This window comes from Enterobacter sp. T2 (genome assembly GCF_010692925.1).
GTDB classification, from domain to species: domain Bacteria; phylum Pseudomonadota; class Gammaproteobacteria; order Enterobacterales; family Enterobacteriaceae; genus Enterobacter; species Enterobacter kobei.
Window position 1 is genome coordinate 3,160,026 of sequence record NZ_CP048736.1, and the last position, 12,777, is coordinate 3,172,802.

Annotated in this window: 8 protein-coding genes; 3 read left to right on the top strand and 5 right to left on the bottom strand. The window is 55.5% G+C overall.

Translation table 11 applies throughout. The features are described 5' to 3' along the window. Nucleotides 1-2: 2 nt before the first annotated feature. On the bottom strand, nucleotides 3-1,142 hold the full coding sequence (locus G0034_RS15350) for a polysaccharide export protein (protein WP_014884510.1): 1,140 nt from the start codon (nucleotides 1,140-1,142) through the stop codon (nucleotides 3-5). A 693-nt stretch (nucleotides 1,143-1,835) separates the two neighbouring features. Between G0034_RS15350 and G0034_RS15355 the strand changes: the two genes are divergently transcribed. After that, on the top strand, nucleotides 1,836-3,419 hold the full coding sequence (locus G0034_RS15355) for a TerC family protein (protein ID WP_179121069.1): 1,584 nt from the start codon (nucleotides 1,836-1,838) through the stop codon (nucleotides 3,417-3,419). A gap of 60 nt (nucleotides 3,420-3,479) precedes the next feature. Here the strand turns inward: G0034_RS15355 and asmA are convergent, their stop codons facing one another. From asmA to udk, 3 genes are all read right to left on the bottom strand, one after another. After that, nucleotides 3,480-5,330: an outer membrane assembly protein AsmA gene (gene asmA, locus G0034_RS15360; protein ID WP_179121070.1), complete on the bottom strand. Its 1,851-nt coding sequence runs from the start codon at nucleotides 5,328-5,330 to the stop codon at nucleotides 3,480-3,482. 22 nt (nucleotides 5,331-5,352) lie between these two features. Further along, on the bottom strand, nucleotides 5,353-5,934 hold the full coding sequence (gene dcd / locus G0034_RS15365; protein WP_014884513.1) for a dCTP deaminase: 582 nt from the start codon (nucleotides 5,932-5,934) through the stop codon (nucleotides 5,353-5,355). Between the two features lie 91 nt (nucleotides 5,935-6,025). Continuing rightward, nucleotides 6,026-6,667, bottom strand: a complete 642-nt coding sequence (gene udk, locus G0034_RS15370) for a uridine kinase (RefSeq protein WP_008500855.1) — start codon at nucleotides 6,665-6,667, stop codon at nucleotides 6,026-6,028. Nucleotides 6,668-7,010: 343 nt separating this feature from the next. Here udk and G0034_RS15375 point away from each other — a divergent pair, with 343 nt between their 5' ends. After that, nucleotides 7,011-10,340, top strand: a complete 3,330-nt coding sequence (locus G0034_RS15375) for a diguanylate cyclase (RefSeq protein WP_014884514.1) — start codon at nucleotides 7,011-7,013, stop codon at nucleotides 10,338-10,340. Here the strand turns inward: G0034_RS15375 and alkA are convergent. After that, nucleotides 10,305-11,177 (bottom strand): DNA-3-methyladenine glycosylase 2, encoded by an 873-nt coding sequence (gene alkA, locus G0034_RS15380; protein WP_117581230.1) that lies wholly within the window; start codon nucleotides 11,175-11,177, stop codon nucleotides 10,305-10,307. The two genes, G0034_RS15375 and alkA, sit on opposite strands and share 36 nt — an antisense overlap. Nucleotides 11,178-11,307: 130 nt before the next feature. On the opposite strand from alkA, the gene yegD reads away from it, so the two are divergent. Beyond that, a complete protein-coding gene (gene yegD, locus G0034_RS15385; RefSeq protein WP_179121071.1) occupies nucleotides 11,308-12,660 on the top strand; it encodes a molecular chaperone in 1,353 nt (450 codons plus the stop codon). Nucleotides 12,661-12,777 lie beyond the last annotated feature (117 nt).

Genomic DNA, 12,777 nt, shown 5'->3' on the forward strand with positions numbered 1-12,777 from the left:
GATTACCAGGTATGAATGTCGCGCGCCGTATCCGTCATGTAGCGAACGCCACTGATGGTTGGCAGCAACTGGTTGATCAGACGGTTCCAGCGGGCAACCGGCGCGGTAGTGACATACACCACATCGTATGGCTGGAGGCGGAACGACGTTGCCATCACCAGCGAGGTGGCGTCGGACATATCGAGCTGGTAAATGTTGGCAATCTTGCCTTTGTTGCTGGCGTCGTCCTTAAGTGGGCGAATCACGAAGATGCCGCTGGCGTTGGAGGAGGTCAGATCGATGCCTTCCGCATTGCCCAGCGCTTCGGTCAGCGTCATGCCGCTGAAGTCCATTTTGAGGGTGCTCTGTTTCTTCACTTCACCCATCACGAAGACTTTCAGATCGTCATTACGCGGTACGTAGAGAATATCGCCCGGATAGAGCAGGCGGTTCTGGGTCAGATCGCCGTTTTGCATCAGCGCCTGCAGTGAGATGCGCTGCTCTTTGCCATTGTGGGTCAGGACCACGTTGCGCCAGTCGGCACCGTCGGTTAACCCGCCTGCGGCGTTAATGGCATCCAGAACGGTTAACGGTACGTTGGTGATGGCCTGCTGGCCGGATTTATTGACCTGGCCGGAAATGTAGGCTTTTTGCGAGCGGAATGCGGCAATATTAACGTCCACCTGCGGATCGGCGATGTACTGCGCTAAGCGGCCGGTAATATCACTCCGGATCTCGGCAAGGGTTTTCCCGGCAACATGGACTTTACCAATGTAGGGGTAGAACATCGTGCCATCTGACTGTACCCAGTTCCCGGTGTCGCTTGAGCTACGATACTGGCCCGCTGGCGTGGTCAGTTCGGGGTGGTCCCAGACGGTCACGTTGATCACGTCACCCGGCCCCACGCGATACTGATAAGCGGCGATTTCCTGGTCCAGAGACATATTCGGCTGAGCAACATTCGGACGTGGGCGTAATTGTTCGACCAGACGTGGCGTAAGTGGATAAACATTCACCATTTTGTCGAGATCAAAATCGGCATCCTGTTGCTTGATCACATCCTTACCCATTGTTGACATATTGCTGCCGGGAAAGACCGTGCAACCACTCATCAAGGTCACAGACACCAATAATGGCATCAATTTCATTTTGGATTTCATCATTGATTATTTATCACTTTGGCAGAGTAATTATCCTGTGCAATTTAAATAAGCTTGGGTCGTATTGGGTTTCAGCATGCAGTTAATCAAATAGAAATATAACTGGCATCAGTCCTAAAAAAAGCTTATTCATCCATTGGCTATTGACAGAATAACCGAGGCTGATTCACACGCTTTCAGGCACGCTACCGCCCTTGGCTTTCAGTTACCAATCCACTGACTAAACAATGTGTTATGGATAGACACCCTCTTGAGCAAGGCCTTCTGGAAATATATCAGCCGGGTGAGACACCCAACGGATAATGAATAACCATCCAGGAAGACCAAAACAAAAATAGCAACAACAAGATTTAACATTTGATGCTGGGAGAATTGTTGCAGCTAACCTAATAGCAGGCAAGGAGACAACTGTCCTAATATCTGTTTTTAAGATTAATATTAAGAGCAAAGTTTTGACCTTTTAGGATTTTCTTTATATTGACAAGGCGGGAGTAAAAACCATTATCTGCGATATATCCTAAAACGTTCTCTTTGTAATTAAATATACGTATTTTGCTTATTTACACCCCGATGAGTTTGCTCTCTTTTAAGCGTTTCGTATTAAGAGAAATCTCAGCCCGGCATTGCAATTTTCCCCGGCTTTATCCATGATCGAAGTGTGACAATCGTCATATAACAGAAGGTATTGCTATTACTATGGAATGGATTGCCGATCCATCAATCTGGGCCGGGCTGGTGACGCTGGTCGTCATCGAATTAGTGCTCGGGATTGATAATCTGGTCTTTATTGCCATCCTCGCTGAAAAACTGCCCCCTTCCCAGCGCGATCGCGCGCGCGTAACGGGCCTGCTGCTGGCGATGGTGATGCGTTTACTGTTGCTGGCCTCTATCTCCTGGATGGTCACACTCACGCAACCGCTGTTTTCCGTTCACGGCCTCAGCTTTAGCGCCCGCGATCTGATCATGCTCTTCGGCGGGTTGTTCCTGCTGTTCAAAGCCACGGTAGAGCTCAATGAACGGCTCGAAGGTAAAGACAGCGAGAACCCGACCCAGCGACGTGGCGCGAGATTCTGGCCGGTGGTAGCGCAAATCGTGGTGCTGGATGCCGTCTTCTCCCTGGATTCGGTGATCACCGCCGTCGGGATGGTGGACCATCTGGCCGTTATGATGGCAGCGGTGATTATCGCCATCACGCTGATGGTGATGGCGAGCAAGGCACTCACCCACTTTGTGAACAGCCACCCGACCATCGTGATCCTCTGCCTGAGCTTCCTGCTGATGATTGGCTTTAGTCTGGTGGCCGACGGTTTTGGCTTCCACATTCCGAAAGGCTATTTGTACGCCGCCATTGGTTTCTCCGTCATGATTGAAGCGCTTAACCAGCTGGCGATATTTAACCGCCGCCGCTTCCTTTCCGCTAATCAGACCCTGCGTCAGCGCACGGCCGACACCGTTATGCGCCTGCTGAGCGGTAAAAAAGAGGATGCAGAGCTGGACGCCGAATCTGCTGCCATGCTGGCCGATCACAGCGACGGGCAGATCTTTAACCCGCAGGAGCGCCTGATGATTGAGCGAGTGCTTAACCTTAATGAGCGCACGGTCAGCAGCATCATGACTTCCCGGCATGACATTGAGCATATCGATCTGACGGCACCCGAAGAGCACATCCGCGCCCTGCTGGATAAAAACCAGCACACGCGCGTGGTGGTAACCGGCGGTGAAGAGGAAGAAGAATTACTGGGCGTCGTGCACGTTATCGACCTGCTCCAGCAGCAGCTGCACGGGGAGGCGCTCAATCTGCGCGCCCTGGTACGCCAGCCCCTGGTCTTCCCGGAAGGATTGCAATTGCTCTCTGCCCTTGAGCAATTCCGAAATGCGCGAACGCACTTTGCCTTTGTGGTGGATGAGTTTGGTTCGGTTGAAGGACTGGTCACGCTCAGCGACGTGATGGAAACCATTGCCGGTAATTTGCCAAACGAAGTGGATGAGATTGATGCCCGCCATGATATTCAGAAAAATGCCGACGGCTCGTGGACGGCCAACGGCCATATGCCGCTGGAAGACCTGGTGCAGTATGTGCCGCTGCCGCTGGATGAAAAGCGGGAGTACCACACCATTGCGGGCCTGCTGATGGAATACTTACAGCGTATCCCGCAGCCAGGTGAAGAGGTTCAGATAGGTGACTATCGGCTTAAAACGCTGCAGATTGAAAACCATCGCGTGCAGAAAGTGCAGCTCATTCCACTGCGGGATGAGGAAGAACTGGATTTTGAGGTGTAGGTAAAAGCAAAACGGCAACCCCGTTGCCGTTTTTTGTGTTTGCACCCGGCAAAAACAGCATCAAAGCTTATCCAGCAGTTTCTTCACATCCTTGCCGTTCTGGGAATCTTTATTACGATCTGCCCAGCTATTAAGCCGACGTTTCGCTTCATCCTGCAGATGCTTACGCAGGATCTGATCCACCTGAAGGCTGTAATTCAGCGCCTGCCATTTACCATAGACGCTAAGCGGCACTGGCGTCTCTTTCAGGAAATCAATCAGCTTACTTTCGCCCTGCCAGCCGGAAAGTACCCGGACGTTAAAGCGCGTGTCCGCCGTCTCTTTGACCAGATCCAGCGAGCCTTCTCCGGTCAACGACAGCATAGAAGAGGTTCCCTGCATAGCTGCCAGCGTCAGTTGCCCGTTATCCAGCGTCAGATCCGTGGAGAAACTGTCGAGGCGCGTGACGCTATCGTAGTTTTCCTGCGCTTGGACGTCACTGCTGCGCTCCACTGCCTGCTGTACCAGCTGCTGGAAGTTAAGACCTTCCATACGGGAGTCTTTCAGGTCCACGTGCGCCTCGCCCTGCCATTCACGGCGGAAAGCTTCGGCATCAATTTTTGTGCCTGAGAAATCCCCCGCCAGCGTCAGCTGCCCTGTCAGGGATATCGGATAGTTAAAGGCTTTGAGGATGGTACCAATCTCAACGTTGTCGAGACGCGGCTGGAATTGCGCGCGGGTTTCGTCCTTACGCACGTCCAGCGTGCCAGGCAGTGAAAGATGCCCTGCCCCCATTTTGCCGCTCAGCTCGGAGATCACCAGCAACCCGTTGTGGTTAAACATCTGGCCGCTCACGTCGGTGAAGTCCATACCGCGCCAGCGCAGGCTGTTGGCTTTCAACAGGATATCGGCCGTGAATCCGCGCAGGGCGTTATAGTCAGGTTGATCAAGATTCGACGAGATAACCGGACGCGACACCGGCGGCTGGCTTTGTCCTGTCTGCACAGCGTCGCTGTCCGTTGTGCCAGCCGGTAGCGGCGGCAGGATGTTTTCCAGGTTGAGCTTGTCAAACTGCAGGTTCAGCACCCACTTCGGCTTTTCTTCGAGCGTGACGCTCGCCTGCCCCTTCAGGCTGCTGTCATTGGCCTGCAGGTTGAGGTTATCCAGCTCCAGCTGTTTTTGTTCTTCGCGCCAGACGGCCTGCATCGTTCCCTGTCCGGTGATCCCCTGGGTCGGAAGATCTGCGCCCGTGAGCTGCCAGTTGAGCTGCTGAATATCGGCCGTCAGCTGATGGGGATAGTCTGACGCATTGACCCTGGCATTTAGCGAGAGGGTCAGATCGCGCTGGTCGCGATTCATTCGCCCGCTGAATTCCAGCGACGCAAGATGATGCGCATCCTGTTCCATCTGCAGATTAATATTGCGAACCGTAACCTGCTCTTGATCCTCATGCTGGAATACCAGCACGCTATCGGCAACTTTCAGTTTGGCAATATCAAAGGACCAGCCCGTATCGGACGGCTCATCCGGTAAGGTATTCTCACGCGGTGCAACCGGCGCATTCGCGTTGCGCACGGCTTCAGTCTGCTGGGTAAGCTGAATGACCGCCCCTTTGAGCATCACCTGGTTTACCTGCAACTGGTGAGAAATGAGGGGGATGAGCGCCACATCGAGACGCATATTGTCCGCAGACACGATCGGCTGGGCAGCGCCCGGTGCCGTTAACGACATGCGGCCAGAGAGAATGCTGAGCTGTGGCCAGACGTGCCAGCGTAGCGGCCCGTCGAGCTTCAGTTGGTAACCACTGCGCGCCTCGACCTGCCGCACCATGTAAGCGCGGAAATCGTTAGGGTTAACCAGCAGAACCAACGCCGAAAGGCCAGCAACCAGCACGACCAGCAAAATCATCAGCGTTGTCAGAACTCTTCTCATGGCATCCTCAATGGACTAACGATCAGTCTTTATCAATACGGCTGGCAACCGCACCCTGCTGGTCGCGGTATTTTGCGTCCTGCCGGCGGTTATAAGGCCTGTCTGCCGGGCCGGTTAGCGGTTCAAAGCTTAACGCACCAATCATCATGCCGGGGCGCAGCGCCAGCGGCAGTTTGCCGGCGTTGAAGAACTCCAGCACGATACGGCCCGACCAGCCGGGATCGATACGGTGCGCGGTCACGTGCACCATCAGCCCCAGACGGGCCAGAGAAGAACGGCCGTCCAGCCAGCCGACGAGGTCAGCAGGCAGGGTCACGGATTCGAACGTCACCGCCAGCGCCAGTTCACCTGGATGCAAATAAAAAGCGTCACCTTCGTCAATGACGATTTCGTCACTCATCACGCGATCGAGCGCGGCGCTGACTTCATCCTTCGGCCCGCTGAGGTCGATGAACGGTGCAGTATGGCCACTAAAGGTGCGGAATTTATTCCCCAACCGTACATCAACGGTCACCCCATTGATACGCTCTACAGGAGGACGTGGGGTAATAGACAAACGGCCTTCATCCAGCCAGGCTTCAATATCGCGATCACAAAGACGCATGGCACTTTCTCCTTTCATGCATCGACCCCTGAGACCTTAACATCTCAGGGTAAAACCAGGTTATCTCTGAACGGTACACAATTCGCGCGGCTTATTCAAAAAACTGGCTGATTTTCGCTTTTAAGATATCAATGGCAATGCGGTTTTTGCCTCCGCGCGGCACGATGATATCGGCGTATTGTTTGGAGGGCTCAATAAACTGCAGGAACATCGGACGGACCGTTTTCTGGTATTGCGCCATGACGGAATCCATCGAACGGCCGCGCTCGTTAACGTCTCGCTTGATGCGGCGCATCAGGCAAATATCCAGCGGGGTATCGACGAAAATCGAGAAGTTCATCGATTCACGCAGGCGAGCATCGGTCAGGAGCAGGATACCTTCAAGGATAATCACCTTTTTCGGCTCGATGCGGATCGTCTCCTGGGTGCGGGTGTGTTCTACGTAACTGTAAACGGGCAGCTCAATCGCCTGGCCGCTTTTGAGGGCTTCTAAATGCTGGAACAGTAAACTGTGATCCATTGCATTCGGGTGGTCATAGTTGGTTTTTACGCGCTCTTCCATCGACAGATGGGATTGATCTTTGTAATAGCTGTCTTCGGGAATGACGCCGATGTGCTCATCACCTACTTGTTCACGCAGTTCGCGATAAAGCGTACTGGCAATTAGACTTTTACCTGAAGCCGATGCGCCGGCGATGCCTATAATGACGCACTGATGAGACTTATCAGTCATAAATTTAGCGACCTGATTAACCTGGATGTTAAGGAAGGACGACGCCGGAGCGTCAAACGCGGCAATTATAGGGATTTCGCGGGCGTGATACCAGTCGAAAGCGCAGGTAATGCGAGACAGCCTGTAAAGTTGTGAATTGTTCCCTGAGTGAAATTTTAATGCGCGTTTTTTCAGCGTTTCACAGCGATTTTTTAACCTGTAACTATTTAATAAGTCTATGATGTCAAATTATGAGCAGTCGCCATATGAATTGTAAATTGTTTGTACTAGCATAAACCAAATTATCAAATTCACTCGTACGGACTTCTCTCCTGACGGCACGGCGTCTCTGGATAAAGCGGTAATGAATAAACAATACCAGCGGGTTTTGGTTACCACCCCACATCCTTTATTACGACTTGTCTGTCTGGGCCTGGTCACCTTTATCTTTACCTTATTTTCGCTGGAGCTTACCCGCTTCGGCACCCTGCTGGCGCCGCTCTGGTTCCCCACCGCCATCATGATGGTGGCGTTTTACCGCCACGCGGGAAAAATGTGGCCGGGCATTGCCCTGGCCTGTTCGTTCGGCAATATTCTGGCCTCGTGGATGTTGTTCTCGTGGGGGGCGATTAACCTCACCTACACCGCCATAAATGTGATTGAGGCCGTCGTCGGTGCATTACTACTGCGCAAACTGCTCCCGTGGTATAACCCGCTGCAAAATTTAAGTGACTGGATCCGTCTGGCGATGGGCAGCGCGCTGGTGCCGCCGCTGGTGGGCGGTATTCTGGTGATTTTTCTGGTTCCCGGCCCTGAGCCACTGCGCGATTTCATAGTCTGGGTGTTATCTGAATCCATTGGCGCGCTGGCACTGGTGCCGCTGGGATTACTGTTTAAACCCCACTACCTGCTGCGCCACCGTGATCCGCGACTGCTGCTGGAAACGCTGCTCACAATGGCCGTGACGTTGGCCCTGAGTTGGGCAGCCATCACCTGGCTTCCATGGCCATTTACCTGCGTGATCGTCCTGCTTATGTGGAGCGCCGTGCGCTTACCGCGAATGGAAGCGTTCCTGGTGTTTCTGGTCACCGTGATGGTCGTGTCCCTGATGATTGCCCATAACCCTGAGGCGCTGACCACCCAACACGAAGGGCCGATGATCAACGCGCCCTGGCTGCCGTTCCTGATGCTGCTTCTCCCGGCGAACGTGATGACCATGGTGATGTATGCCTTCCGTGCCGAACGCAAACACATCACTGAAAGCGAAGCGCGTTTTCGTAATGCGATGGAGTATTCCGCCATCGGGATGGCGTTAGTCAGCATTGAGGGGCAGTGGCTACAGGCCAACAAAGCGCTGTGCAATTTCCTCGGTTACAGCCAGTCCGAACTACAGTCACTGACCTTCCAGCAGCTCACCTGGCCGGAAGATTTGCACACCGACCTCGAACAGCTGGAGCAGCTGGTCAACGGCGACATCAACACTTATACCCTTGAAAAGCGCTATTACACGCGCAACGGTGAAGTGGTCTGGGCGCTGCTTGCCGTCTCCGTTGTGCGCCATACCGACGGCTCGCCGCTCTATTTTATCGCCCAGATTGAAGACATTAACGACCTGAAGCAGACCGAGTGGGTCAACAAACGCCTGATGGAGCGCATTACGCTGGCCAACGAAGCGGGCGGCATCGGCATCTGGGAGTGGGATCTGGAGCCTGACATCATCAGCTGGGATAAGCGGATGTTCGAACTGTATGAAATCCCGCCGCACATCAAGCCCACCTGGCAGCTCTGGCACGACACGATGCTGCCGGAAGACCGCGCCCATGCAGAACAGGTGCTGCGGGATTCACTGATCTCACGTCTGCCGTTTAAGCTGGAATTCCGTATCCGCGTGAAGGAAGGCGTGCGCCATATTCGCTCCCTGGCAAACCGGGTGTTGAATAAAGAGGGTGAAGTCGAGCGTTTGCTTGGCATCAACATGGACATGACTGAGGTTAAGCAGCTTAACGAGGCGCTGTTCCAGGAAAAAGAGCGTCTGCATATCACGCTCGACTCCATCGGCGAAGCCGTGCTCTGTACCGATATCGACATGAACGTCACCTTTATGAACCCGGTCGCCGAGAAGATGAGCGGCTGGCTACAAACCGAGGCTATCGGCCAGCCGGTTCTCAAGGTATTACACATCACGTTTGGGGAGCGAGGGCCGCTGATGGAGAACATCCACAGCGGGGATATGTCACGCTCAGATATCGACCAGGACGTGGTGCTGAACTGCCGCACGGGTGGAGCGTTTGACATCCATTACAGCATTACGCCACTCAGCACGCTGGATGGACAAAGTATCGGCTCGGTTATCGTTATTCAGGATGTCACCGAGTCGCGCAAAATGCTGCGTCAGCTGAGTTACAGCGCGTCGCACGATGCCCTGACCCACCTGGCAAACCGGGTCAGCTTTGAAAACCACCTCAAACGACTCCTGCAAACGGTTCGTGAGACGCGGCAGCGTCATGCGCTGGTCTTTATCGATCTGGACCGCTTCAAAGCCGTCAATGATACCGCAGGCCATGCGGCGGGCGATGCCCTGCTGCGGGAACTCTCTTCCATGATGTTAACCATGCTGCGCTCCAGCGATGTGCTGGCGCGTCTGGGGGGTGATGAGTTTGGGCTCTTGCTCCCGGACTGCAATATTGAGAGCGCACGCTATATCACCGGTCGTCTGGTCCATAGCATCAACGACTATCACTTTATGTGGGAAGGCCGCCTGCATCGAATTGGCGCCAGCGCAGGGATCACGCTAATCGATGAACATAACCACCTGGCGTCAGAAGTGATGTCACAGGCAGATATTGCCTGTTATGCCTCGAAAAACAGCGGGCGCGGCATCGTGACGGTTTACGAACCGCAGCAGGAGCGGGATCACAGCACGCGCAGCATGATGTCGCTGGACGAACAATGGCACATGATCAAAGACAATCACCTGATGATGATAGCCCGCAGCGTCGCCTCCCCTCGCATACCGGAGAGCTGTAATTTCTGGCTGATTTCGCTGCGCCTGTGGACCAGCCAGGGCGAAGTCCTGGAGGAACACGCCTTCCGTTCTGGCCTGGCAGAGCCGGAACTGCTGCACGCCCTCGACAGACGCATCTTTAGCGACTTCTTCCGGACATCTGCCGCCAGGATCGCCAGTAAAGGCATGGGGATCGCATTGCCGCTTTCGGCAGCCGGTTTAGCCAGCGTGACGCTGGTCGACGAACTTCTCGATCTTCTTGATAAAAGCCCAATGCCGGGCCGTCTGCTGCATCTGGTGATCCCTGCCGGCGTGGTGTGTGATTCGGATGAGAATCTGCAGCGGGGTTTACAAAAGCTTCGCCAGGCGGGCTGCCGCGTGATCCTCAGCCAGATAGGCCGCGACATGGACATTTTCACCCACCTGAGTCCGAACATGGCCGATTACCTGATGCTGGATGCCGAAGTCGTGAGCAACGTCTATGGCAACCTGATGGATGAGATGATGGTGACCATCGTTCAGGGCCATGCCCAGCGTCTGGGGATGAGAACCATCGCAGGCCCCTGCAACCAGCCCATCATGATGGATACGCTTTCCGGCATTGGCATTGATTTTATCTATGGTGACACCATCGCCGAGCCGCAGCCGCTGGATCTACTGCTCAACACCAGTTATTTCGCCATCAACTGACGGCGCCCAGCCGTCGGTATACCAGATGTGCAGCAGCGCGTAGGAACGCCACGGCTGCCAGCGCTCGGCATAGCGACGAATTTGCGCAGGCGTCATTCCGGCGAAACGTTGCTTAATCAGATAATCATCCGGAAGAAACACATCTTTCGCCTGCCAGCCGCGAAGGGCGAGGTAATTTGCCGTCCAGCGGCCAATACCCGGCCGTTGTTGTAACGCCTTCATGCCTGCCTCAACGTCCTCAGGCGGCGTGAGCGGAAACGTCCCGTCGACGACCGACTGTGCCAGATGAATCAGCGATTCCGCGCGTTTGACCGGCATCCCGAGCGCTTTGAGCGCCAGCGGGTCAGCAGCCGCCAGGGCTTGTGGGAAGGGAAAGCAGACATAGCCCGGCGCATCCTTGACCGGCTCACCGCACAGGGCGACAACGCGTGAAGCCAGTTTAGCCGCCATCGCCACGCTGACCAGTTGACCCAGAATGGCCCGCACGCCCTGTTCGTAGGCATCCATCGCCCCGGGCAAACGCAGGCCTGGCCGCGCGGCGCCGAGATCGCCCAAAGTCCGGTGGACGTCCTGCGGATCGCAGGCAAGATCGAACAGACGCCCGATACGCTCAAGGCAAAGTCCGGCCACCGGCGTTAACCCCGGGCTCAGCGTGACCTGTAGCGTATGGGTTTGCGTGTCCGGCGTAACGCGGAAGATCCCCTGACGCCCTTCACAGGCAAAACTGCGCTCGTAATAGCTTTCCGTGACCGTCTCAACCCCCGCCACCGCACGGGCGCCAAGAAAGCTAAACATCCATTGCCAGTCGTAAGGGGGGTGCCAGGTCAGGGTATACATTGTCGCTCCTTTTTTGTTCCCCTCAGGATAAACTGAAAAAGCGTGTTACGCCTTGCTTTCATATTCCTGTTGTCGCCGGACAGGCATTCCGCTAAAGTCTCGCCCCTTCTCACTGGCATGGGGATTTATTGTGTTTATCGGATTCGACTACGGTACGGCAAACTGCTCGGTTGCAATTATGCAAAACGGGCAACCACAGCTCCTGAAAATGGAAAAAGAGAGCACGCTGCTGCCGTCAATGCTCTGCGCGCCGACGCGTGAAGCGGTGAGCGAGTGGCTGTTCCGCCACCATCAGGTTCCGGCGACTGCGGCAGAAACTCAGGCGCTGCTGCGCCGGGCAGTGAGCTTTAACCGCGAGGAAGATATCGACGTTACGCCTTCCAGCGTGCAGTTCGGCCTCTCTTCACTCGGGCATTACATTGAAGACCCGGAAGAGGTCTACTTTGTTAAATCGCCAAAATCTTTCCTCGGGGCCAGCGGCCTCAAGCCGCAGCAGGTGGCGGTGTTTGAAGACCTGGTATGCGCCATGATGCTGCATATCCGTCATCAGGCGCAGACGCAGGTCCCCGAGACGATTACCCAGGCCGTGATTGGCCGCCCGATCAACTTCCAGGGGCTGGGCGGCGATGAGGCCAACCAGCAGGCGCAGGGGATCCTTGAGCGCGCGGCGCACCGGGCAGGCTTTCGCGACGTGGTGTTCCAGTATGAGCCGGTTGCGGCGGGGCTGGACTTTGAGGCCACGTTGACGGAAGAAAAACGGGTGCTGGTCGTGGATATCGGCGGGGGTACAACGGACTGCTCGCTGCTGCTGATGGGGCCGCAGTGGCATCACCGCCGCGACCGTGAAAATAGCCTGCTGGGGCACAGCGGCTGCCGCGTGGGCGGTAACGATCTGGATATCGCCCTGGCATTTAAGAGCCTGATGCCGCTGCTCGGCATGGGCGGGCAAACGGAAAAAGGCATCGCCCTGCCGATCCTGCCGTGGTGGAACGCGATTGCCATCAACGACGTCCCGGCGCAGAGTGATTTTTACAGTACCGCCAACGGCCGCTTCCTGAATGACCTGATGCGTGATGCGCAGGACGCCGAGAAAGTCGCCCTGCTGTATAAAGTGTGGCGTCAGCGCCTGAGCTACCGCGTGGTACGCACCGCCGAAGAGAGCAAAATTGCCCTTTCAAACCGCGCTGAACATGCGGTGTCCTTGCCATTTATCAGCGACGATCTGGCCACGGCGATTTCACAGGAGGGGCTGGAGACCGCGCTCGCGCAGCCGCTACAGCGCATACTGGAACAGGTGCAACTCGCGCTGGAGAACGGCAAAGAGAAGCCGGACGTCATCTACCTCACCGGTGGAAGCGCCCGTTCACCGCTGATCAAAAAAGCGCTGGCGGAACAGCTGCCGGGTATTCCTATTGCCGGTGGAGATGACTTTGGTTCCGTTACCGCGGGGCTGGCGCGCTGGGCGCAGGTGATGTTTAGCTAGTGCCGCTGTGCCGGGTGGCGGCTTCGCCTTACCCGGCCCACAAAACCCTCGCACCGTAGGCCGGGTAAGCGAAGCGCCACCCGGCGAAAAAAAGCACCACACTCAGACAATTCCAGA

Coding starts and splice junctions, on each gene's coding strand:
- G0034_RS15350 (WP_014884510.1), bottom strand. CDS start 1,142: ATGATGAAATCCAAAATGAAATTGATGCCATTATTGGTGTCTGTGACC.
- G0034_RS15355 (WP_179121069.1), top strand. CDS start 1,836: ATGGAATGGATTGCCGATCCATCAATCTGGGCCGGGCTGGTGACGCTG.
- asmA (WP_179121070.1), bottom strand. CDS start 5,330: ATGAGAAGAGTTCTGACAACGCTGATGATTTTGCTGGTCGTGCTGGTT.
- dcd (WP_014884513.1), bottom strand. CDS start 5,934: ATGCGTCTTTGTGATCGCGATATTGAAGCCTGGCTGGATGAAGGCCGT.
- udk (WP_008500855.1), bottom strand. CDS start 6,667: ATGACTGATAAGTCTCATCAGTGCGTCATTATAGGCATCGCCGGCGCA.
- G0034_RS15375 (WP_014884514.1), top strand. CDS start 7,011: ATGAATAAACAATACCAGCGGGTTTTGGTTACCACCCCACATCCTTTA.
- alkA (WP_117581230.1), bottom strand. CDS start 11,177: ATGTATACCCTGACCTGGCACCCCCCTTACGACTGGCAATGGATGTTT.